The organism is Streptomyces albiflavescens (genome assembly GCF_014645835.1).
Taxonomy (GTDB): domain Bacteria; phylum Actinomycetota; class Actinomycetes; order Streptomycetales; family Streptomycetaceae; genus Streptomyces; species Streptomyces albiflavescens.
On the sequence record NZ_BMMM01000004.1, the window covers coordinates 351803 to 374398 of the forward strand.

Here is a 22596-nt window from a genome sequence, read left to right on the forward strand (position 1 = left end):
TGGTTCGGACAGCGGTGTCCGGGCGGCGGTTGCAGGGTTTGACGGTTCGGTTGGCGCACGGAGGGCGTGTGCCGGATGGAGGAGGAATCGGTGGCGGGCGAGTCCCCCGACAGGTCGAAGCAGCACGAGTCGCCGGCGTCGTCGGCAGAACCGACGCCGGGGACCCCGGCCGCGGTTCCGGGTCCGGCGCGAGGTGCCGCGTCGTCCTCGACCCCGGCCCCGGCTTCGGCCGACCCCCGTATGGCGGTGGCCCGCGAGCGGGCAGCCACGGTACGGGTGGATCAGGCTACGGCGGTGTTCTCCACGAAGGCCTTGACGGCGGCCGAGCGTGGGGACTCCGCCGAGTCCGCCGAGTCCGGCGACAAGGGTTCCCAGGGCGACTCCCGACTGCGGGCAGCCGTGGCCGCGTGGGTGGCCGGTGCGGACAGCGACAACTCCCCGGCCGCCGGGGAGTCCAGTCGCGACGAGCGCGACTCCGCCGCGGGGCGCTCCGCTGACTCAGAGGGCTCCGACGACGCGGGGCGTTCCGCTGACTCAGAGGGCTCCGACGCGGTCGCGGACGACGCCGAACCGACTGATGCCGTCGAGGGCGACGGCGAGGACGACGGCGCCGCGGCAACGTCCGGCGAGAACTCGCCGCGCGATGCGGCGGACTCCCGCGGGGAGGACTCCGCCGCGGCTGCCGACGGCGCCGCGGCGACGGCCGGGTCGGGGGCGGAGTCGGAGTCGGCGTCCGCCTCCGAGGCCGACAGCGAATCGGAGGCGTCCGACGACGCGTCAGCTCCGGACGCTGGAGCGGTCGAGGGCCGGGACTCCGCGGCCGAGAAGGCTTCTGCCGCCGGTGAGGCCGAGACCGCGGCCGGTTCCGCGGTCAAGGACGGCTCCGCGTCGGCGTCTGCCTCCGCGCCCGCGTCTGCCTCCGCCTCCGCGTCCGACGAGGCTTCTGCCGCCGGTGAGTCGGGGAGTGAGGCCGAGAGCCCGGCCGGTTCCGCGTCCGACGTCGGCTCCGCGTCCGCGTCTGCCTCCGCGTCTGCCTCCGCCTCCGCGCCCGCGCCCGCGTCCGACGAGGCTTCTGCCGCCGGTGAGGCCGAGACCACGGCCGGTTCCGGGTCTGCCTCCGCGCCCGCATCCGCGCCCGCATCCGCATCCGCATCCGCCTCCGCCTCCATCTCCGAGGCCGACGCCGGGTCTTCGTCCGCGCCCGCCTCCGGTGCCGGGGTCGCGTCCGCGCCCGCCGTCGACTCCGGCTCCGCGTCTGCCTCCGACAGTGCGTCCAAGTCGAAATCCAAGTCCAAGTCCACGTCCACGTCCGACGACGACGCCTCCGACGAGGACGCAACCCCCGGCCCGAAGGGCGCCTCGGAGGACTCCCCGAAGGCCACCTCGACGGACGGCAAGGACTCCACCGCCCCCGAGCCCCCGGTCGATCAGCCCACCGCCATCTTCAAGGCCCCCCGGCCCCCGGCCGTGGACCAGCCCACCACGATGCTCAAGTTGGGCGGCGGCACCAAGCCGGCCACGGGAAGGCCCGCGGCCAAGCCCAAGCCCGAGTCCGACGCCGAGCGCACCAGCAAGTTCGTCGCCCTCAAGCCCCTCGACGAGCCGGCCGCCCCCGCGAAGCCGAAGGCCGCCCCCGTCCCGGGCACCGCTGACAAGCCGACGGCCGCCACCACCGCGCTCCCGCAGGTCGGGCCCGAGCGCACCACCCAGCAGCCGCTGCCGCCGAAGCCCCCGCTGGATCTGCTGGCCGAGCTGACGAACACGCCGCCGCCCCCGCAGACCCCGGTCCGGACGATCGTGCGGCGGGTGAAGATCTGGACCCCGCTGGTCCTGCTGCTCGCGGTGATCTTTGCAGTCGTACAGGCCGTACGGCCGCTCCCGACCCCGTCCCTCGCGCTCACCGCCGACGAGACGTACACCTTCGAGGGCGGCAAGCTCGATCTGCCCTGGCCGGGGCAGGGACAGTCGGCGATCGAGGTCGAGGGCGTCGGCAGCCTCGGCACGGAGGGGAAGCAGACGCCCGCACCCATCGCGAGCGTCGCCAAGATCATGACGGCGTACGTCATCCTTCAGGAGCACCCGCTGAAGGGGAACGAGAGCGGCGAGAAGATCACCGTCGACCAGCAGGCCGAGGACGAGTCGAAGCTGCCGGACGAGTCGACGGCGGCCATGTCGAAGGGGCAGCAGTTCACGGAGCGCGAGATGCTCCAGATGCTGATGATCCCGTCCGGCAACAACGCGGCGCGGCTGCTGGCCCGTTGGGACTCCGACAACAAGACCTTCGTCGGCAAGATGAACGCCGCGGCGAAGAAGCTCGGCATGACGAAGTCGACGTACACGGACCCGAGCGGTCTGCAGAAGACGACGGTGAGCACCGCCACCGACCAGCTCGAGCTGGCGAAGGCGGTGATGCAGAACGAGGTGTTCCGCAGCATCGTCTCGATGGCCAGCGCGAAGATCCCCGGCCTCGACAAGCCCATCTACAACAACAACGACCTGCTGGTGAAGCAGGTCGGCGTGATCGGCCTGAAGACCGGCTCGTCGACGCCCGCGGGCGGCAACCTGGTGTGGGCGGCGACCAAGACCGTGAACGGCAGGACCGAGACGGTCTACGGCGCGGTGCTCGGGCAGAACGCCGGCACCGGCAAGGTCTGGGACAGCCTCCAGCTGGCACTGACCAACAGCCAGAAGCTCATCGACAAGGTCCAGCAGAGCCTGACCTCCGCCACGGTGGTGAAGAAGGGTGACGTCGTCGGCTACGTGGACGACCAGCTCGGCGGCCGGACGCCCGTCGTCGCCACCAAGAACATGACGGCGGTCGGCTGGCCCGGCCTGGAGACGAAGCTGTCGATCGATGACGAGGACGGCAAAACGGTCCCGCACTCCGGCAAGGCCGGCACGGTCGTCGGCCAGCTGACCGTCGGCGACGGCTCCAGCCACGCCGTGACGATCCCCGTCGCGCTCCAGTCGGACCTCGCCGAGCCGGGCCTCGGCGCCAAGCTGACCCGCGTCAGCTGAACGGACGTACGCACCGGTGACGTATTGCAGCACGCACCGGTGACGTACGCCGGGTACGAAGCGGCGCACCGCACCCCGTCGACGGAGCCCCGCCCGGGCGCTCCCCGGCGGGGTGCGTGCTAGCGTCGCTGAGTGGCCTCGGGGCTGGTCGTGGGCCGCGGCTCCCGGCGCAGAACGGACAACGGGACACGGGAGAGCCTTGCAGTGGCGACAGCGGAGCCGACACACGCCGACGACGCCGATCCGGGCCCAGGGGCAGGCCCGCGAATACCGCTGCCCGCCCGCACCCCTGACGGAGCGCAGGACGAAGAGTCCACGGCGGAGCGCAGCACCCGCCTGAGCCCTTTCCTGCGCCACCCCGTCGCCCTCGCCACCGCCCTCTCCGGCGTCCTCCACATCATCTGGTTCTTCACGTTCGCGAACAGCGGTGGGGATCTCGCCGCGCAGGACGCGTGGGCGGAGTTCGTCGGGCGGCACCCGGACTCGGCGTACAACCTCGCCTGGTACGGCGGGATGCACCCGGTCTCGTACAGCGTGGTGTCGCCGTATTTGATGTCGGTACTCGGCGTCCGTACGACGATGATGATCGCTGGGACGATCTCGGCGGGCCTGCTGATGATGATCCTGATCCGCAGCCGGGCGGTGAAGAACCCACTGTGGCCCGCCCTCGCGGGGGTCTTCGCGCTCCTGTGCAACGCCGTCTCGGGCCGGGTGACCTACGGCCTCGGCACGGTGTTCGCGCTCGCCGCGACCGCCGTCGTCTTCTGCTGGCCCCACCGCTGGCGCTACAAACGCTGGGCGAAGGCCCTGTGCGCGGCACCGCTCGCCGCGCTGGCGACTGCCGCGTCGCCGGTCGCCGGACTGTTCGTCGGCCTGGTCGCGGTGGCCCTGTTCCTGCAGAAGCGCCGGCCCGGCGCGTACGCGCTCGGGATCGCGCCGGCCGTGGTGGTCGCCGTATCGGCCTTGCTGTTCCCCTTCTCCGGCACCCAGCCGATGACCTTCTACTCGGTCATCCTGCCTTTCGTGTACTCCGTCCTGGTCTTCGTCCTCGTCCCCGAGGAGTGGAAGACGGTACGGATCACGGCGGCGGTGTACGGCCTCTCCGTGCTCGGCGTCTGGCTGATCAGTTCGCAGATCGGCACCAACATTTCGCGCCTCGCGATGCTGTTCGCGGGCGTCGTGCTGCTGGCGGCCCTGCCCTTCACCGTGCCGAAGTCGCGCAAGTGGTACGCGACCGTCGTCGCCTTCGCCGGATTCGTCGGCTGGATCGGCTTCAAGGCCGTCGACGACATCGTGCATACGACCCCGGCGGCGTCCTGGGCGCGTGAGCTGGCCCCGCTCGTCAACCAGCTCCAGGTGGTGGGCGCCGAGAAGGGCCGCGTCGAGGTCGTCCCGGCCCGCTCCCACCGCGAGGCCTCCGCCCTCGCCCCGTACGTCAACCTCGCCCGCGGCTGGAACCGTCAGGCCGACATGGAGCGCAACCCCCTCTTCTACGACGACACCCTCAACTCCGCGAACTACCACGAATGGCTGCAGCGCTGGGCCGTCCACTACGTGGTGCTGCCCAAGGGCGAACCGGACGGCGACGGCGGCGAGCGTGAGCGCGAACTGGTCCAGCGGGGGATGCCGTATCTGCGGCAGATCTGGGGCGACGCGAACTGGCAGCTCTTCGCCGTCACGGACCCGGCGCAGCTCGCCGAGCCCAACGCCGTCGTCGACCGCGCCGAACAGGGCGAGCTGACGCTCGAGGTGAAGAAGGCGGGCCGCATTCTCATCCGCATCCCGTACTCCCCGTGGCTCAGCATCGTCGACGCCGACGGCAAGAGCGTGAAGCCGCCGCAGGAGACGGAGCGGTCCAAGCACCGTGCCGAGGGGACGCCGAAGACGTACGACAACCTCAACGGCTGTCTGATGCCGACGGAGGAGACCGCGGCGGGCGACAAGTGGACGGAACTGCTGGCCCCGAAGCCGGGCACCTACCGCCTGGCGGCGCCGTACCAGCTCCCCCGGGGAACCCCCTGCCCGGAGGAGCTCCGCTGACCCGTCTGAGCGGCGGCCGGAGCGTTCTGTCGTTCCCGCGGCCCTGAACGGGGCGCGGGGAACTGCGCGATCTTTTGAGCGGGGGCCTGGGGGCGCAGTCCTCAGTACGGGACGGGCCAGGGGCGGATGGGGAGAAAACGCCCCATCCGCCCCATCCGAGTCACCTCACCGGAAACGCCACATCGCACACCGCGTCCTCCGGCCCCGCCGCGTCCCAGTCCGCGAAGTACACCTCGCGACAGGGACCGTCGTACGACAGCCCCCGCTCGGCGATCCACGCCTCGACGGCCTCGAAGGCGGCGAGGATCTGGGGGTGGGCGACCTGCGCCTTGGTGATGCGGGCGTAGGCGAGCCGCTGGGCGGGCTCGACACGGACCTTGGCCCGCCAGGGCAGGCCCTGCTTCTCGGCCCAGGCGCGCGCCGCATCCGCGTCGGCGACGGGAACGCACGTCTCCGCCGGCCCGTCGCTCTCGGTGCTGACCTCGGCGTAGTAGACGACGAAGGGCGCCCCGGTGATCCCCCCGCACTGCTGGGCGCCCTCTTCCAGCCGCCCCAGCGAGGCCGGAATCCAGACCGGCAGCTCGTCCGCGAGGGTGTGCCGCGTCTCCGTCAGCACCACCCGCTCGGGCACGTCCACCGTCTCGACCACGAACTTCCCGTACATCTCGGAACTCCTTCCCGACAGCCGTCCACGGAGGTACTCGGCGAGGGTCCGCTGCGAAGCGAACCGGGCCTCGGCGTCCGCCCAGTACGCGGCGAGGAGCTCGGCGCCGGCCGGACCCCGCGCCTCGACCACCTCCGCGATCCGCGCGAGCGGCATGTCGAGCTGGCGCAGCAGCGCGACCAGGCGGGCGCGCTCGACCTGATCGGCGCGGTAGTAGCGGTAGCCGCTGACCTCGTCGACGTGCGCCGGAGCCAGGAGCCCGAGCCGGTCGTACAGCCGAAGCGCCTTCGGCGAGAGCCGCGCGCGAGCGGCGAACGCCCCGATCGTGAGCAGTTCCCGATCCGCTCCCCGGCCCGCATCCGGGCCCGGTCCCTGATGCGCGTGTTCCTGATGCACGAGCCCATCCTCCGTCACCGGGCGCCTTCCGCCCGGTGACACAGGACGGTTCCCCTTGCCCCAGGGGCAAGGTCCATCACGTCGGGTTCAGCCGGCGAGCTGCTTCTCCACCGCCGCGACGACCTCGGCGGACTCCGGCTCGGTCTGCGGCGAGAAGCGGCCGACGACCGCGCCGTCCCGCCCGATCAGGAACTTCTCGAAGTTCCATCGGATGTCCCCGCTGTGCCCCTCGGCGTCCTCGGTCCCGACCAGTCGCTGGTACAGCCCGTGCCGCCCGTCCCCGTTCACCTCGACCTTCTCGGTCATCGGGAAGGTCACGCCGTACGTCGCCGAGCAGAACTCGGCGATCTCCTCGGAGGTCCCGGGCTCCTGCCCCATGAACTGGTTGCAGGGCACCCCGAGCACGGTGAAGCCCTGGGCGGCGTAGCGCTCCTGGAGGCGCTCCAGGCCCGCGTACTGCGGGGTCAGCCCGCACTTGGAGGCCACGTTCACGATGAGCACGGCCTTGCCCTTGTACTGCCCCAGATCGGCGGAACCACCCTGAAGGGCCCCGATTTCGACGTCAAGCACAGAGTTGTCAGTAGTCATAAGCGGATGCTAACTCCGGTGGATGACATGACCGTCAGCCCCGCTGGGCTGTGACGAGCACCTCACCGGCCGCCGTCCGCGAGTACAGCACCGACCGCCCCGCCCGCCGCCGCTGCACGAGCCGAGCGTCCAGCAGCACCTTCAGATGCCGCCCGACCGAGCCCAGCCCCTGCCCGGTCACGGCGACCAGCTGGCTGGTGGACATGGGGGAGTCGAGGAGGACGAGGACGCCGGCGCGGGCGGTTCCGAGGAGCGCGCCGAGACTCTCGGGCACCGCTTCGGCGCGTACGTCGGCCAGTACACCCGCGCACGGGTAGACGACGGCGTACCGGTGGGGCTCCTCCCAGGACACCCAGCCGGCCTTGGGGGTGACGGGCACGAAGAGGAGCTGCGCTCCGGAGATCTCACGCGGCGGATACTCGTGGAGGTTCACCTGCAGCCGGTTCCCGCCGAGCCACCGTGTCCCCGGCCGCAGCGCGTCCAGCGCCGCCGCCCAGCCGCCCTGGCTCAACTGCGCCGTACGGGCGACCACATCCGCCTCCAGGATGCGCCGCCGCCGGTCCCAGTACGGCCGTACGGCCTCCTCCCATACGTAGGTGAGGAGATCGGCGGCGCGGCCGGGCAGGTCGTCGCGGTCCACGAGCCGGTCGGGCAGCGGGCCGGGGAGGGAGACGGTGAGCTGGGCGCGCGCGTCGTCCGGTGACGTCTCCCGCACCCGGGCGACCTCGTCCTCGAAGGTCTCGTCGCCGTACGGGGTCGGGGTGAGGAAGTCGGCGATCCAGGCCCGCCCGAGCCCGGAACGGATGAGCAGCGCGGTGACCGGGTCGGAGGCGAGCCGCTTCCGGTACGCGGGCAGATGGGCCCGCAGCCAGGCCTGCTCCCCGGGATGCGCTCCCACCCCCGCGTGCAGCACCTTCAGGCTCGCGAAGGTCTCCGCGAGCGGCGACAGCACGAAACGGCTTCCGGCAAGGGTGTCGGCGTTGACCTGCCACCAGCCCATGCGCCGCCCCCTTCCCCTCGTCTTGGTTTCGCCTCCACGCGAAACAATAACGACCGCCTCGCACGGCCCCCGAGACTCCGCGCATGCGCAGCTACTCCGACCTCTTCCGCACGCGGGAGTTCACCCCGCTGTTCCTGTCCTCCTGCTTCAAGACCGCGGCCTCGACGGTGAGCGGTCTGGCCCTCGCCACCCTGGTGTATCGGGCGACGGACTCGCCCCTGCTCTCCGCGCTGAGCATGTTCGGACCGTCGCTGGCGCAGGTCGTGGGCGCGACGACGCTGCTCTCCGCGGCGGACCGGCTGCCGCCGCGGGCGACGGTGACGGGCATCGCGCTCGCCTTCGCGCTCGGTACGGCGGCGATGGCGACCCCCGGCCTTCCGATCTGGACGATCTTCGTCCTGCTCCTGCTCCTCGGCCTGGTCCAGTCGTTCGGCGGCGGCGTCCTGTGGGGCCTGCTGAACGAGATCCTCGCCAAGGAGGGCTATCTGCTGGGCCGTTCGGTGTTCAACATGATGAGCGGCGTCGCGCAGATCACGGGATACGCGACCGGTGGCGTCCTGGTGGCGCTGCTGTCCCCGCGGGTCACGCTGCTCCTGGCGGCGGCCCTGTATCTGGCGTCGGCCCTGACCGCCCGCCTGGGCCTGACCCGCCGCGCCCCGCGCGCCGCCGGCCGCCCGTCCGTCGCGGAGACCTGGCGCACGAACGCGCGCCTGTGGTCCTCGCCCGAGCGCCGCACCCTCTACCTCCTGCTCTGGATCCCCAACGGCCTGATCGTCGGCTGCGAGTCGCTGTACGTGTCGTACGCGCCGAGCCGGGCGGGCGCGCTGTTCGCCTTCGCCGCGTTCGGGATGTTCGTGGGGGACGTGACGACGGGCCGCTTCCTGCCGCCCCGGGTGCGCGCCCGCCTGGGCATCCCGTTCCTGCTGCTCCTCGCGACGCCGTATCTGCTGTTCGCGCTCCGGCCGGGGGTCGGCCTGGCGGCGGCCGCGGTGGCCGTGGCCTCCATCGGCTTCGGCGCGAGCCTGATCCAGCAGGAACGGCTGGTGTCCCTGATCCCGGACGAACTGAGCGGCCACGCCCTGGGGTTGCACACCGCGGGCATGCTGACCATGCAGGGCGTGAGCGCGGCGCTGGCGGGCGGCGTCGCCCAACTCACCTCGCCCGGCACGGGGATGACGGTCATGGCCGTCGCCTCGATCGCCGTGACCCTGACGCTGGCGCCGTCGCTCCTCCGCGGCCGTACCGCGTCCCGGGATCGCCAACACCCGGAGGTGTCCGCGCCAAAAGAAAGGCAATCCGGGGTGAACTCTCCCTGAACTGACGAAAGTTGTATGGCGGCATCCACAACCACCCCACGGTCACCAGGGTCGAACGAAGTACCCGAACGCGCACATCGGCGCACAGAAACCCACGTGGGGGTCAGCAATGTTCAGTCGTCGTACCACCGTGCCGCGTCGCCGTGGCGCCGCCCTTCCGAAGGCGCTGGCGCTCGCCGCCGCCACCGCCGCCGTGTCCGCGGCGGTCGCCGCCCCGACGGCGCAGGCCGCGACCGCCAAGAGCGCGACGGCGGTCGTCGAGGGCCAGAAGCTCTTCTACACGGCGGCCTCCGGCCAGACGAACAAGCTGACCGTCTCCTGGGCGCTCGGCGAGACCGACCCGGCATCCCAGCTCACCGACTACATCTTCACCTTCGACGACACCGTCACGATCTCGCTCGGCGCGGGCTGTGTCCGTCCGGACGCCGCCGACAGGACCAAGGCGGTCTGCACGGTCGCTGAGCCCAACTTCGGGGCCTCCGACCTGGACTCCCTGATAGTCGACCTCGGCGACGGCGACGACAGCGCGACGGTCGACGCCGACAGCGGCGCGTACACCAGGATCTACGGCGGCACGGGCCGGGACACCCTGACCGGCCACGGCCGCGACGTCCTCTACGGCCAGGACGGCAATGACACCCTTTCCGGCGGCGGCGGAGCCTGGAGCGAGGGCGCGTTCGGCGGCGCGGGCAACGACACGCTCAAGGCCTGCGGCGACACCTGCCACGGCGGCGCGGGCAACGACACCCTGTACGGCGGGATCAGCGAGGACAACGCCGAGGGCCGCGACTACGGCAACTCCCTGTACGGCGACGACGGCAACGACAAGCTGTACGGCAACGCCGGCAGCGACCTCCTCCAGGGCGGCCGGGGCAACGACACCCTGTACGGCGGCACCGGAGACGACAAGCTGTACGGCAACAGCGGCGACGACCTTCTGCACGGGGGCGCCGGCAACGACTACCTGTCCGGCGGCCCGGGCAGCGACAAGGTCCACCAGAACTGATCACCGAGGGCGTGGGCGGGCGCGAGGAGTGCCGGTCAGGTGCCGTGGGCGTGCCCACGGCACCGCCCTGCCCCCCCGTTGACACTCTCCGTGTCCGAACGCTAACTTCACGGCGTCGTCGCCACACCAGGAGCACGAGGCTCCCTTGGGACTAGCGACGCGAAGGACACTCTCCAGTTGACGACTGCGACAGTTCCCGAGATCCAGCACGTCACTCCCAGGCCCGTCATTTCCGGCCTCTTCAGAGTTCAGCCGTACACACCCCACTGTCAGGTCATTCACGCCGCGGGCGACCACGCCGTGATCGGTGTCTCGCCGGGCAACAGCTACTTCTCGGCCCGCCGGATCAATGACCTCGCCCGCTGGGGCATCGACCACTTCGACCGGGTCGACCTCGTCTATACCGACCTCCATGTCAGCGAGATGTACGAGGCGTTGGGCTACACCGCCGACGACGCCCGGCGCAAGGCGGTGAAGAACCTGCGGGGCGTACGCGCCAAGGTGAACGCGGCAGTGGAGTCCTTCGGTGCCGGCGGCGGGGCGGGGGGTGGGAGGCTCGACGCCCACGCCATGTCGGACTTCACGGACAACCCGGCGTACCGACGGATCCACGACCACATCCGCCAACTCCTCGACACGGACGGGGAGTTCCGCGAGACCTGCGACGCCCTCGTGGACGCGTACCTCTCCTCGAAGGTCCTCGACGGACGGGAGGGCACCGAGCGCCTGCGTGAGGTGTGCCTGAAGTACGTCTGCGCGGAGGCGCCGCTGTTCCTGGACACCCCCGCCATCCTGGGCGTCCCGTCCTCCCTCAACTGCTACCACCAGCTCCTGCCGATGGCCGAGCTGCTGTACGCGCGCGGCTCGGGCCTGCGGGCGTCCCGCAACCAGGGCCACGCGATCGTCACGCCCGCCGTCACGCCCGCCGTCACGCCGGAGGAAGGGGACGGCGATGCTCGCTGAGAACCTGCTCGACTTCCCGTTCTCCTGGCGTGGAGACCAACTTCCCACCGAAGTCGAGGAGTTGCGCTCCTCGGCTCCGGTTCGGCGCGTGCGGACCATCGCGGGCGACGAGGCCTGGCTGGTCTCCTCGTACGACCTGTGCAAGCAGGTCCTGGAGGACAGCCGCTTCAGCCTGAAGGACACCTCGGCCCCCGGCGTGCCGCGCCAGTACGCCCTGACGATCCCGCCCGAGGTCGTCAACAACATGGGCAACATCACCGGGGCCGGGCTGCGCAAGGCCGTCCTCAAGGCGCTCAACCCGAAGAGCGAGGGCCTGGCGGACTGGATGCGCTCGTACGCCGCCGAGCTCGTCGACGGGCTGCTGGCCGAGGGCGCTCCCGCGGACCTGCGCGGCGGCTTCGCCGATCCGTACTCGGCGGCGATGCACTGTCAGATCCTGGGCATCCCGCAGGCGGACGCGCCCCGGCTGATGCGCAGCCTGGACATCGCGTTCATGAACTCGGCCTGCCCGATCACCGGCGCGAAGCTGAACTGGGACCGCGACATCGCGTACATGACCGCCCGCCTGGACGACCCGGCGACGACCGGTCTCATGTCCGAGCTGGCGGCCCTGCGCGACGACCCGGAGTACGCCCACCTGACCGACGAGATGCTCGCGACGGTGGGGGTGACGATGTTCGGCGCCGGCGTGATCTCCACGTCCGGCTTCCTGACGATGGCGATCGTCTCACTGCTGCAACGCCCGGAGCTGCGGAAGGAGTTGCTCGCCCACCCGGACCGGATTCCGGCCGCCGTGGACGAACTCCTCCGCATCAACCTCTCCATCGGTGACGGACTGCCGCGCCTCGCCCTGGAGGATGTGCGTCTGGGGGACGTGGAGGTCACGGCGGGCGAGCTCGTCCTGGTCCTCGTCGAGGGTGCCAACTTCGACCCCGAGGAGTTCCCCGACCCGCACCGGGTCGACCTCACCCGGGAGAACAACACCGCCCACCTCTCCTTCGGCGGCGGCCGGCACTACTGCCCCGCCACGGCCCTCGGCAAGAAGCACGCCGAGATCGCCCTGGAGACGCTGCTCGACCGCATGCCGGAGCTCCAACTGGCCGTCCCCATCATGCAATTGGTGTGGCGGACGGGTTTCATGAAGCGCCTTCCCGAGCGTCTGCCGGTGATGTGGTGAGCGGCGCGGGGACGACTGTGGGTACGTCCGTCATGAGGTGACGACTGTGGGTACGTCTGTCCTGCGGTGAGGTCGCGTGATGGGCCGGGAGCCCGCTGTGCCGAGGCTCCCGGCCCGTGCAGCCGGAAGATGGGCGCGTGTTGGTCCGATGCCCTACGGCGTGTGCACATAAGGTCGTTCTCGTGCCCAAGAGGCAACTCCGCGACCCGTGGTGGCTGTGCGATCCATGCCTCGCAAGTCCCGGAACAGCGCCCGGCCCAGCATGCGTCCAGGCCGGGCGCCGTGGTCATCCGTCGTTGGAATGTTTTGCAGTATGAGTGGCATGGCGAGGGCCGCTCGGGGACGACATCTGCCCGACGAGCTCCCGGAAGCAGACCAGGGCGGTAATAGGCGGAATTCCGACGATCACCATGGCGAGTGCGGAGTGCGGAGAATGGCCTACGCACAGGACCACAGCCGTTCCGGAAGAGAGCAGCATAACGGTCCACGACCGGCGGGCGGAGCGGCGTAGAACGGATGCCCGCAGGATGGATAGACCAGCCAAAAGCCATGGTCCATATACGGTCAGCGGCCACCATCGCGCCAGGTTGCGCGGCTCCACCAACAAAGCGATGGCACGTAGTTGGTTGTATGAATACGAGATGGACCAGCCCAGCATGGTCACAGAGCAGGCGATGATCAGGGCCACCAGAATCGCGGCAGGGATGGCCTTGCGCTGCTTGTCGAGGAAGCCGACGCCTGGCCGTGACCGCCGTCGGTCGACCCGGTGGCGCGTAGGGCCATAGTCGTCGGCCAGGGTGGAGGAGGGGTCCATGGCGGTCGCCGCGCCGAGCATCTCGGCCAGCTCTTCGGCCGGATCCCACTCGCTCGCCGAGACCGTCGGCTGGGGGATGTGCAGGATTCGATCCGACTCGAACATCTCCTGGTCATAGGGGTGTTGGCCTGACCACGGCTGGTCGGCCAGCAGGCCGAACTGCATGTCGTGCAGACCCGGTTCGTTCTGACTCCTGTTCATGTCCGGCTCCCCCGCAGCCTGGTTCGGAGCGATCCGTCCAGGGCTTGAGTCTTGGGGCCATCGGCGGCCGCGCTGGTGATGCCAATTCCTTCGATGGAGGCCTGCAGGTACTCATTCTCCATTCGGCTGATTGTCTTGAGGAAGTCCTCAAGCAGGTCCGAACAGTGGCTGAAGTGTGCCTGCTCTTCAGGGTCTTCACGGCGGCGGAGGGTCGAACGAACCTCACCTGGAGACCTTTCCTTCCACGTCACGACCACCTAACTGGTGTAACCGGCGGTGAGGTAACGGGCATTCAGGGTAATTCTTTTACCGATGGCGGTCGATCGCTGTGGATATTGGATTGCACTACAAAGGTGATGAATGTCTGAAGATGGATTCTTGCAGCCTTGTCGAATATTGCATGATTGGCCGGGCCTTTTCCATCCTATAAGTCGTTTATGGCTTTGCTGATTGGCGGGTGACGTGTAGGACTGCTGGTAGGCCGATTCGGCCGACGGGGTGCGGCTTGGGCAGCCGGCGGCCCCCGGGGGGTGGGCTGGGCGGCCTCCGGGCAGAGCCGTGCCGGTCGTGAGACCCGATCCGCACGCTTCCGTTACGACAGACACCCTTGACAGCGTGCGTACTGTTTCGCGACGTTTGATCCCCGCTGGACAGTTCGAGTCTCGGTCGGCGACCGTGGAACGAGCGCGTACACGGCGTGGTTCAGGGGATAGCCAAAGAAGTGGCAGGACGCGGCCAGCGCGTCAGGGGGAACTGGGGGGAGCGGTCGCCCATGCGATCCATTCGATCCATGAACAATGATCCACGCGCCTTAGAGGCCTGCGCCGTGACCAGTACGTTCCTCGCGGAGCCTGCGGAAGGGCGGTTGATCTGAGGTGGACATCACGATCCACAGACCCGAGGAGCTGAGTACTCCGCTTCGCCGGGCGTGGCACCGGGCGATGGACGAGTCGCCCGACTACGCCAACCCCTTCCTGGCACCGGAGTTCGCGGCCGGGGTCGGCAGATACCGCGGTGGGGCGCGGGTGGCGGTCCTGCACGAGGGGGGAGAGCCCGTGGGCTTCTTCCCGTACGAGCGCAACGCCTTCGGCGTCGGCCGGGCCATCGGGCTCGGCCTGTCCGACTGCCAGGCCCTCGTGCACCGCCCCGGAGTCACCTGGGACACCCAGGAACTGCTGCGGGCCTGCGGGCTGTCCGTCTTCGAGTTCGACCATCTCGTAGAGGAGCAGAAGCCCTTCGGCAGATACGCCACGGGAACCTTCGCCTCACCGGTCATCGACCTGAAGGACGGCGGCCACGGCAGCTATGCGGAGTGGCTGCGCGGCGCCTACCCGGGGCTGGCCAAGACGACGCTGAAGAAGGAACGCCGGCTGGGGCGCGACCTGGGCGAGATGCGGTTCGTCTACGACGAGCGCGACCCGCGTGTGCTGCGCACGCTCATGCGGTGGAAGTCCGCCCAGTACCGAAGAACGGGCCGCATGGACCGGTTCGCGCGGCCCTGGATAGTGGACCTGGTGGACCATCTGTTCGACGTCCGCGAGGAGCACTTCACCGGTGTGCTCTCCGTCGTGTACGCCGGCGACCGGCCGGTGGCCGCGCACTTCGGACCGACGTCGCGCACGGCGTTCGCGGCCTGGTTCACCGCGTACGACCCCGAACTGCGCTACTACTCGCCCGGGCTGATCATGCACCTGCGGATGGCCGAGGCCGCGGGCCGGGACGGCGTACGGCTCATGGATCTGGGGCGCGGCGACAAGGAGTGGAAGGACTGGCTCAAGACCCGCGAACTGCGCGTGGGCGAAGGGTTCGCGATCCGCCCCCACCCGGTGGCGGCGGCGCACCGGCTCTGGCGGAGGCCGGTACGCGGCCTGCGGAACACGGTCCTCGCCCACCCCAGGCTGCGCGACCCGGCCGACCGGCTGCTGAAGACGGTCGGCACGCTCCGCACGTCGGGCCGGACGGGCTCCGGCGGAGCGCGGCCGCGTGCACGCTGACCACCAGGTCGGGAACTGGGCGCTTACGACGAGGAGTTGGAGCTCCGCCTGCTCGCTCGCGTACGCGTACGCGTAGGCGATGGGCGCGCCGGTGGACGGGCGGCCGGTCGGGACGTGCGAGGACGTGTCGGGAAGGCGGCGGCGTTCACGCGTTCCAGCACGACGGGTGTCCGTCGCGGACCGGCTTGGCTGACCTGGTGTCTGCCGTCTGCCGTCTGCCGTCTGGTGTCTGGCGTCTGCTGTCTGGTGTCTGCCGTCTGGCGTGTGCCGCTTGTCGCGTGCGTCTGCCGGCCCGCTCCGGCCCGCTCCGGACCTTCCGCTCAACCCTGCGCCAGCTCCGCCACCGGCTGCCACTTCTCCCACGTCGCCAGACGCTGCTCGTAGTCGGCCTTGGCGATACCCAGCGGTGCCGAACCGAGGAAGCAGCGCAGCGGCGGCTCGTCGGCATCCACGATCTCCAGCACGGCCGCGGCGGACGCGTGCGGGTCGCCGGGGGTGCCGACGCGCCGGCGGCGCTGCTCCTGCACCTGCTCGTGGAACTCGGCGTACGCCGGCAACTGTTCGGACGTGCGCGACGAGGAGCCGGCCCAGTCGGTGGCGAACCCACCGGGCTCGATCAGCGTGACCTTGACGCCGAACTGCGCCACCTCCTGGGCCAGCGACTGGCTGATCCCCTCGAGCGCCCACTTCGACGCGTGGTAGATGCCGACCAGCGGGAACGCGCTGATCCCGCCGATGGAAGAGACCTGCAGAATGTGGCCGCTGCCCTGCTCGCGCAGAAACGGCAGTGCCGCCTGGGTGATCCACAGCGCGCCGAACAGATTGGTCTCCAGCTGTGCGCGGGCCTCCGCCTCGGTGATCTCCTCAACCATCCCGAAGTGGCCGTAGCCGGCGTTGTTCACCACCACGTCGAGGCGCCCGAACCGCTCGTGCGCCTGCCGCACGGCGGCGAAGTCGGCATCGCGGTCCGTGACGTCGAGTTGGATGGGCAGGAGCCGCTCTCCGTACGTCGCGCCAAGATCGTCCAACGTGGACAGATCGCGCGCCGTCGCGGCCACGGAGTCGCCACGTTCCAGCGCCGCGATCGCCCACTCCCGCCCGAAGCCGCGCGAGGCACCGGTGATGAACCAGATCTTCTGTGTCATGGCGTGCTCCTCATGAAACTCGTCGCCTGCTCCGTCGTGACGTCGCGGCGCTTCTGTCACCAGCGAACACCTTGGAGTGCACTCCAGCGCAACTCCGGCGCTCCAGCGCTCCGGCGAAACTCCTGCGCTCCTGCGCTCCGGGGCTCCTGCGCTCCGGGGCGAGGCCCGCCCGACTCCGGAAGGCACCAGAGCTCGCCTCGCTGTGCGGTCGAGCACGTCTTTGCGCGGATGAAGAGCTGGAAGATCCTCCGCGACTGCCGCCTGAAAGCCGACGGCGTCCACCACGCCATGCTCGGTATCGCCCGCCTCCACAACCTTGCCCTCGGCAGCGGCTGAGCATGTCCATAACATGCTCTCTCATGGCTACAGTGATCGTGACCGTCGGGCTGGCGTTCATCGGCTACCTCGCGACTTACCTGAACGGGCTGCGCCTTGCACAGAGACAGGCCCGGCTCACGCGCGTCAACCAGCAACTGAGTGACTTCTACGGGCCACTGTTCGCCCTGATGGAAGCCAACAGCCGCACCTACGACACCTTTTCAGAGAAGTACGCCCGCCCCGACGGCCGCGACCCCTTCCGCCACGACACACCCCCCACCGAGCAGGAACTTGCGGAGTGGCGCACCTGGGCCACCACCGTCTTCATCCCCAACATCCAAGCCATGCGCGACGTGGTGGTCACCAAGGCCGACCTCCTCATCGAGGAGGAGATGCCCCAAGCCCTGCTCCAGCTCTGCGCCCACGTCTCGGGCTACGAGATCACTGCTGCGCGCTGGGCCCAAGGCAACTATGGGGAGCACCTGTCACTCATATCCTTCCCCGGACGGGAGCTCAGGGAGTACGTCCGTGACCGGTTCGCCCAGCTCAAGAGCGAGCAGACCCAGCTGCTCGGGCAAAGCCGAGCAGCCAACCGGAATCGGTGGGCAAGCCTCCTGGGGCGCTGAAGGGAAACCCACCCGCTTTGCGGGACAGCCTTTGGCGCGCGAGACGCTGACCTGCGCGTTCCGGCTGCGGCCCGACGGGTGCGCAGGTGGGTCGAGGCAGGCCGCCTGAGGCTTGCGCTCCCATGGTCCCAGGAGCACTGTGGATACTGCCTGCGACAAGAGATCAGAGACCACCATGCACACCTGGGGCAGGCGGAACACTCGCCACTTCACCGGTGCTGGCTTGGACGTGTCCGCCGCGGTAGGCGTGCTGGACCGGGACGGCTGCGTCACCCACTGGAGCAGGGGTGCGCAGGAACTGCTCGGATACGCCCCTGTTGAAATCATCGGCAGGCCGGTGGACGACCTGCTGACGACCGAGGGAACGCTGCGGCACCGCGACGGCCTCCCGCTGCACGCGCAGGTGCACGTGTGCCCGCTGCAGGACACCGATCGGGATTGCGGCTTCCTGCTCCTGCTGACGGCCGTGCCCGAGGCCGCGACAGGCACACCCCGGGATGCCTTTCTCCCGCAGTGGATATTCGAGCAGCAGCCGCTTGCCGTTGCTATTTGCGACCTCGACGCGCGCCTGCTGCGCGGGAACCAGCCGATGCTCGGAGTGGGGGGCTTTTCCGAGGAGGAGGCCCGCGGCCGGCGCCTGACCGAGATTCTCCAGGGCAACGCGATCGAGGAGGTGGAGCGGCGGGTCCTTCGAGTGGCCCGGACCGGGAAAGCGGAAGCGGCGGAGCCCATCGTCAGGCTCCCCGGGGATTCCAAGGCTCACGCCTGGGCCATGGACGTCTTCCCGCTCAAGGACGCGGACGGCTCGGTGCGTGCGGTGGGTGTTGCGGCGTCCGACTACTCCCAGCAGTACGACTCCAGGGAGCGCATCGCCTTGATCAGCGAGGCCAGGACCCGCGTGGGTACGAGCTTGGACATCGTGGGAACCGCACGAGAATTCGCGGAACTCGCTGTCCCTCGCTTCGCCGACTTCGTCAGCGTGGACCTTCTGGAGCCTGTCTTCCAGGGTGAGCTGCCCGGGCCCGTCCTTCCTCGGGGTGTCACTGCCCTGCGCCGGGCGGCATACGAGTGGGCCGCCGGGCACGCGCCCGATGCGGTCATCAGCGCTACGGAAGTGCATACCCATGCATGGTCGTCGCCGGTCAAGCGGTGTCTGGCCGAGGGCCGGGCCGTTCGTCACAGCACCAAGGATCCCGAGATCATCGGTTGGCTGGCCGAGGATCCCGTTCAGGCGTCGCTCGCGGAGACGTTCGGCCCCCACTCGCTCATCGCTGTGCCGATCCGTGCTCAGGGCGTTTCCCTCGGTGCAGTCCTGTTCGTCAGGTACGCGGCCTCGCATGAAGAAGCCTTCGGCCCGGACTGTACGGCGATCAGCGAGGACCTCGTCGACCGGCTTGCGATCTGTTTGGACAACGCTCGCCGGTTCACGCGGGAGCGCGGCATCGCGCTCGCACTGCAGCGGGCCCTGCTTCCCCGGGAGTCGACCGTGCATCCCGCTGTGGAGACGGCCGCCCGTTACCTGCCTGCGGGCGGCGGCGCACAGGCAGGCGGTGACTGGTTCGACGTGGTTCCCCTGTCCGGAGCACGAGTCGGCTTGGTGGTCGGCGATGTCGTCGGCCACGGCATCAACGCCTCTGCGACCATGGGCCGCCTGCGTACCGCCGTGCGCACCCTCGCCGACATCGACCTGCCGCCCGAGGAACTCATCACTCACCTCGACGACATCATCACCCACACCGCAGGTGAGCAAGGTGGCGAGCCCACCGGTGAGATCCCCGGCGACATCGGTGCCACCTGTCTGTACGCCGTCTATGACCCGGTCTCCGGCATCTGCTCCCTGGCCCGTGCCGGCCATCCCGCCCCCGTACTGATCCACCCGGACGGCACCAGCAGTGTCATCGACCTGCCCTGTGGCCCTCCGCTGGGGCTCGGCAGTCTGCCGTTCGAGGCGGTGGACGTCATCGTGCCTGAAGGGGGCCTGCTGGCACTGTTCACCGACGGTCTCCTCACCACCCGGGATCGCGACGTCGACAAAGGGTTCTCCGACCTGTGCAGCGCCCTCGCCCGGCCGGCCACCACGCTTGATGATCTGTGCGACACCGTCCTGGACACCCTGTGCCCCGAACCGCACGCCGACGACGTCACCCTGCTCCTGGCCCGCCCCTGCGTGTTCGACGCGGACCGCCTCGCCAGCTGGGACCTGCCCAGCAATCCCGCGGTCGTCGCCGATGCCCGCCGGCTCGCAGCGGAGCAGCTTGCCCTGTGGGGACTGGCGGAGGCCGCGTTCGTCACGCAGCTGGTGGTGAGCGAGCTGGTCACCAACGCGATGCGGCACGCTGGAGGGCCGATCCGGCTGCGGCTCATCAAGGGTGAGACGCTGATTTGCGAGGTCAGCGACGGAAGCACCGTCAGTCCTCATCTGCGCCGGGCCCGAGTATTCGACGAGGGCGGCCGCGGCCTGTTCATGGTCGCCCAGTTCACTCAGCGCTGGGGCACCCGCTACACCCGCACCGGCAAGACCATCTGGGGCGAGCAGGTGCTGCACATGCCGTAGGCACGGCAATCCCACGGTGATGCGCGAATGACCGTTGCCGACCGCTTGCTTCCGGCACGGCTGAGGCACGAGCCACTACCGCTACAGACGCCGGTGCCGCTGCTCACAAACCTGCCCATAATGGAAAGCAGCACTTGGAGCACTCGTGATGCCGGATCCCAGGCAGGCCGGGGAGCGGACGGCTGCGGTCGGGCAGGCCGCGGCATGGTGGAATCTGTTGCCCGTCGCCTTGATCATCTCCGACGGCACCGGACGGATCAGGCAGTGGGCGAAGGCCGCCCCCGAGCTGCTCGGCTACGCCACCGATGAGGTCATCGGCCGTGACCTGACCGACCTCCTCCTCCCCGACCATCGCCGGGAGGCCCGCGTCGTGCACGACGCGGTTGCCGCTGGGCGCAGCGTGACCGGGCAATTTCCGATGCGGCACAAGAATGGCTCCACCATCGGGATGGAGGTGTGGGGGTGCCCCGTGGCCGCACAGGGCGGGGAGGCGTGGGACGTACTGCTCCTGGCGGCCGATGCCCGTGAAGCGCGTCAGGCCCGCGAAGCCGGTGGCCTGCTGGACGCGCTGTTCGCCCGCTCACCGGTGGGGCTGGCGATCTTCGACACCGAGCTGCGGTTCCAGCGGGTCAATCGAGCCCTGGAGGCGATGAACGGGCTATCCGCCGCGGCGCACATAGGGCACCGGCCGTCGGAGGTGCTACCCGGGGTCAACAGCGACCAGATGGAAGCGGCTATGCGACGGGTGCTGGTCACCGGCGACCCGGTGGTGAACTTCCGCAGTATCGGCCGCACGCCCGCCAGCCCCGACCACGAGCGCGTGTGGTCCTGCTCCTACTTCCGCCTGGAGGACGCGGAAGGCGAACCGCTGGGGATCAACGCCTCGATCATCGATGTCACCACCCAGGAGAAGAGCGAGCGGGACGCCGCCGCCGGCCGTGAACGCCTGGCGCTGCTCAACGAGGCTACGTTGCAGATCGGCACCACCCTCGATGTGGCCCGAACGGGACAGGAGCTGGCCGACATCGCCGTGCCCCGCCTCGCCGACATCGCCACCGTCGACGCCCTGGCCGACCTCACGGAAGCCATCGAGCCGATGACCAGCCTGTGGGGCGGCGCCGCCCTGCGCCGCCTCGGCAAGGCCCCCGCCCGAGATCACGCGGCCGCCGACATCCTCACCCCCGTCGGCCGCACCTTGCACTTCCCCGCCGGCGCGCCCTACGCGCAGGCCGTCATCGACCGTCGGCCCTTCCTCCTGCGCCGCATCGACGACCGTGCCGTCGCCCAGGCCGCTCGCTACTCCTCGATTCCCGAACGGCTCCGGTCCTTGGGCGTGACGTCGATGATGATGGTGCCCCTCACGGCCCGCGGCCTGGTCCTCGGCGTCGCCACCTTCCTGCGGGATGGCGACCGGCCCGCCTTCGACGCCGCCGACCTTGCGCTCGCCAGCGATCTGGCCTCCCACGCCGCCATCTGCATCGACAACGCCCGGCTCTACCACCGTGAGCACGACGTCGCGCTCACCTTGAAGCGCAGCATGCTTCCCAGCCTCCCGAAACCCCCGGCAGGCATCGAGATCGCCCACCGCTACCGGCCCGCCTCCGACGTCCACGAGGTCGGAGGGGACTGGTTCGACGTCGCCACTCTCGCCCCCGGTAAGGGCGCCCTGGTCATCGGCGACGTGATGGGCCACGGCATCCAAGCCGCCGCGATCATGGGGCAGATGCGCACCACCGTGCGGGCCTTCACCCACCTCGACCTGCCCCCCGATCAGCTCCTGCACCACCTCGACGACGCGCTCCAGGAACTCGACAGCCCCCTCCTGGCCACCTGCCTGTACGGGATCTGTGACTGCACGGCCTGCCGCTGCTGGCTCGGCCGCGCCGGCCACCCCCCGCCCGCCCTCGTGACACCCGACGGCAGCGCCCGCCTGCTCGACCTGCCCGCCGGCGCTCCCCTGGGTATCGGCGGTATCCGCTTCACCACTACCGAGGTCGTCCTGGACCCGGGCAGCATCGTCGTCTTCTACACCGACGGCCTCATCGAAACCCGCGGGACCGACCTGGACGAGCGTCTGGACGAACTCATCCGCCTTCTCACCGGCGCGCACAACGACCTCAACCAGTTGTGCGCCACCCTCATGGACCGCTTCGCCCCCAGCCCCGCCGAAGACGACATCACCATCCTCGCCGCCCGCATCGGCACCCCCACGGCCTGACCTGGCCGAACAGTGCACGCGCCGCAGCTTGATCCTCGACCTCGGCTTTGGCCCTACGACCTCTGCCGGAGCCGTGCTTGAGCGGAACAGCGTGCAGAGGTTGCGGGCGCTTGGCCCGGCGTCGGGGTGAGGGTCCAGATTCTCCTGGCAGCTGCAACGAAGGAGATCAGCACGATGACCGCACCTGACAGTCTGCTGCCCCTGCATGCCCTGGCGGAGGAGAACCTCGTGTCGGCGAGTCCCGATCTGCTGCGCGCGATGGTCAGGACGTTCGCCGACGCGCTCATGTCCGCGGAGGCCGACGTATCACCCACGTGAGGGGGACACGAGGACCGGCACCGTCGAACTCGCCATCCCCAAGCTCAGGTCCGGCAGTTACGCTGACGGCTCCTCAGCTTCGTCTTCGACATGACCGCGGAACCTATTCATGGTCAATGCCATGGCCACGAAGATCAGCGCGCCCACCCCGTGAGGGTGAACGCGCAGATCAGACACAGTGCCCCGGCAGGATTCGAACCTGCGACACCCGCTTTAGGAGTTCGATCCGAGCCCGCTCCG

The 22596-nt window shown here is 69.8% G+C and carries 16 protein-coding genes and 2 pseudogenes; 13 read left to right on the forward strand and 5 right to left on the reverse strand.

Features of this window, described 5'->3' with window-relative positions:
- Nucleotides 1–75 precede the first annotated feature (75 nt).
- Nucleotides 76–3018 (forward strand): D-alanyl-D-alanine carboxypeptidase, encoded by a 2943-nt coding sequence (locus IEY95_RS13960; RefSeq protein ID WP_189186305.1) that lies wholly within the window; start codon nucleotides 76–78, stop codon nucleotides 3016–3018.
- Nucleotides 3019–3222: 204 nt separating this feature from the next.
- Nucleotides 3223–5058 (forward strand): DUF8823 domain-containing protein, encoded by a 1836-nt coding sequence (locus IEY95_RS13965; protein ID WP_189186306.1) that lies wholly within the window; start codon nucleotides 3223–3225, stop codon nucleotides 5056–5058.
- 160 nt (nucleotides 5059–5218) lie between these two features.
- On the opposite strand, the gene IEY95_RS13970 is transcribed toward IEY95_RS13965, so the two are convergent.
- The 3 genes from IEY95_RS13970 to IEY95_RS13980 form a co-directional block, all read right to left on the reverse strand.
- On the reverse strand, nucleotides 5219–6118 hold the full coding sequence (locus tag IEY95_RS13970; protein WP_189186307.1) for a MerR family transcriptional regulator: 900 nt from the start codon (nucleotides 6116–6118) through the stop codon (nucleotides 5219–5221).
- An 87-nt stretch (nucleotides 6119–6205) separates the two neighbouring features.
- Nucleotides 6206–6706, reverse strand: a complete 501-nt coding sequence (locus IEY95_RS13975; RefSeq protein ID WP_189186308.1) for a glutathione peroxidase — start codon at nucleotides 6704–6706, stop codon at nucleotides 6206–6208.
- A 34-nt stretch (nucleotides 6707–6740) separates the two neighbouring features.
- Nucleotides 6741–7706 carry an ArsR/SmtB family transcription factor gene (locus IEY95_RS13980; protein ID WP_189186309.1) on the reverse strand — a complete coding sequence of 322 codons (966 nt, stop codon included), beginning with the start codon at nucleotides 7704–7706 and terminating at the stop codon, nucleotides 6741–6743.
- A gap of 83 nt (nucleotides 7707–7789) precedes the next feature.
- Between IEY95_RS13980 and IEY95_RS13985 the strand changes: the two genes are divergently transcribed.
- From IEY95_RS13985 to IEY95_RS14000, 4 genes are all read left to right on the forward strand, one after another.
- Complete coding sequence (locus IEY95_RS13985; protein WP_189186310.1) at nucleotides 7790–9022, forward strand: MFS transporter; 1233 nt, start codon at nucleotides 7790–7792, stop codon at nucleotides 9020–9022.
- Between the two features lie 109 nt (nucleotides 9023–9131).
- Complete coding sequence (locus IEY95_RS50385; RefSeq protein ID WP_189186311.1) at nucleotides 9132–10028, forward strand: calcium-binding protein; 897 nt, start codon at nucleotides 9132–9134, stop codon at nucleotides 10026–10028.
- A 177-nt stretch (nucleotides 10029–10205) separates the two neighbouring features.
- A complete protein-coding gene (locus IEY95_RS13995; RefSeq protein ID WP_189186312.1) occupies nucleotides 10206–10991 on the forward strand; it encodes a cyclodityrosine synthase in 786 nt (261 codons plus the stop codon).
- Nucleotides 10981–12168, forward strand: a complete 1188-nt coding sequence (locus IEY95_RS14000; RefSeq protein WP_189186313.1) for a cytochrome P450 — start codon at nucleotides 10981–10983, stop codon at nucleotides 12166–12168. Before IEY95_RS13995 ends, IEY95_RS14000 begins: the two co-directional genes overlap by 11 nt.
- 286 nt (nucleotides 12169–12454) lie before the next feature.
- Here IEY95_RS14000 and IEY95_RS14005 read toward each other — a convergent pair whose 3' ends face one another.
- Nucleotides 12455–13183 (reverse strand): DUF2637 domain-containing protein, encoded by a 729-nt coding sequence (locus IEY95_RS14005; protein ID WP_229702897.1) that lies wholly within the window; start codon nucleotides 13181–13183, stop codon nucleotides 12455–12457.
- An 875-nt stretch (nucleotides 13184–14058) separates the two neighbouring features.
- On the opposite strand from IEY95_RS14005, the gene IEY95_RS14010 reads away from it, so the two are divergent.
- Complete coding sequence (locus IEY95_RS14010; RefSeq protein ID WP_189186314.1) at nucleotides 14059–15177, forward strand: GNAT family N-acetyltransferase; 1119 nt, start codon at nucleotides 14059–14061, stop codon at nucleotides 15175–15177.
- A gap of 320 nt (nucleotides 15178–15497) precedes the next feature.
- Here IEY95_RS14010 and IEY95_RS14015 read toward each other — a convergent pair whose 3' ends face one another.
- Complete coding sequence (locus IEY95_RS14015) at nucleotides 15498–16322, reverse strand: SDR family oxidoreductase (RefSeq protein ID WP_189186315.1); 825 nt, start codon at nucleotides 16320–16322, stop codon at nucleotides 15498–15500.
- Nucleotides 16323–16520: 198 nt separating this feature from the next.
- Here IEY95_RS14015 and IEY95_RS14020 point away from each other — a divergent pair.
- The 6 genes and pseudogenes from IEY95_RS14020 to IEY95_RS50620 form a co-directional block, all read left to right on the forward strand.
- Nucleotides 16521–16658 (forward strand): annotated as a pseudogene (locus IEY95_RS14020) (transposase); the annotation flags it as partial.
- A gap of 23 nt (nucleotides 16659–16681) precedes the next feature.
- Nucleotides 16682–17266 (forward strand): hypothetical protein, encoded by a 585-nt coding sequence (locus tag IEY95_RS14025; protein WP_189186316.1) that lies wholly within the window; start codon nucleotides 16682–16684, stop codon nucleotides 17264–17266.
- A 229-nt stretch (nucleotides 17267–17495) separates the two neighbouring features.
- On the forward strand, nucleotides 17496–19820 hold the full coding sequence (locus IEY95_RS14030) for a SpoIIE family protein phosphatase (RefSeq protein WP_229702899.1): 2325 nt from the start codon (nucleotides 17496–17498) through the stop codon (nucleotides 19818–19820).
- Nucleotides 19821–19968: 148 nt separating this feature from the next.
- Nucleotides 19969–22038: a SpoIIE family protein phosphatase gene (locus IEY95_RS14035; protein WP_189186317.1), complete on the forward strand. Its 2070-nt coding sequence runs from the start codon at nucleotides 19969–19971 to the stop codon at nucleotides 22036–22038.
- Between the two features lie 174 nt (nucleotides 22039–22212).
- Nucleotides 22213–22356, forward strand: a complete 144-nt coding sequence (locus IEY95_RS14040; protein WP_373294472.1) for a hypothetical protein — start codon at nucleotides 22213–22215, stop codon at nucleotides 22354–22356.
- A pseudogene (locus IEY95_RS50620) lies at nucleotides 22307–22417 on the forward strand (transposase); the annotation flags it as partial. The gene IEY95_RS14040 and the pseudogene IEY95_RS50620, both read left to right, overlap by 50 nt.
- Nucleotides 22418–22596 lie beyond the last annotated feature (179 nt).

Excerpts from the sequence above, each read along its gene's own strand:
- IEY95_RS13960 (WP_189186305.1), top strand. The coding sequence starts at position 76 with ATGGAGGAGGAATCGGTGGCGGGCGAGTCCCCCGACAGGTCGAAGCAG.
- IEY95_RS13975 (WP_189186308.1), bottom strand. The coding sequence starts at position 6,706 with ATGACTACTGACAACTCTGTGCTTGACGTCGAAATCGGGGCCCTTCAG.
- IEY95_RS13980 (WP_189186309.1), bottom strand. The coding sequence starts at position 7,706 with ATGGGCTGGTGGCAGGTCAACGCCGACACCCTTGCCGGAAGCCGTTTC.
- IEY95_RS13985 (WP_189186310.1), top strand. The coding sequence starts at position 7,790 with ATGCGCAGCTACTCCGACCTCTTCCGCACGCGGGAGTTCACCCCGCTG.
- IEY95_RS50385 (WP_189186311.1), top strand. The coding sequence starts at position 9,132 with ATGTTCAGTCGTCGTACCACCGTGCCGCGTCGCCGTGGCGCCGCCCTT.
- IEY95_RS14000 (WP_189186313.1), top strand. The coding sequence starts at position 10,981 with ATGCTCGCTGAGAACCTGCTCGACTTCCCGTTCTCCTGGCGTGGAGAC.
- IEY95_RS14005 (WP_229702897.1), bottom strand. The coding sequence starts at position 13,183 with ATGAACAGGAGTCAGAACGAACCGGGTCTGCACGACATGCAGTTCGGC.
- IEY95_RS14015 (WP_189186315.1), bottom strand. The coding sequence starts at position 16,322 with ATGACACAGAAGATCTGGTTCATCACCGGTGCCTCGCGCGGCTTCGGG.
- IEY95_RS14025 (WP_189186316.1), top strand. The coding sequence starts at position 16,682 with ATGGCTACAGTGATCGTGACCGTCGGGCTGGCGTTCATCGGCTACCTC.
- IEY95_RS14035 (WP_189186317.1), top strand. The coding sequence starts at position 19,969 with ATGCCGGATCCCAGGCAGGCCGGGGAGCGGACGGCTGCGGTCGGGCAG.
- IEY95_RS14040 (WP_373294472.1), top strand. The coding sequence starts at position 22,213 with ATGACCGCACCTGACAGTCTGCTGCCCCTGCATGCCCTGGCGGAGGAG.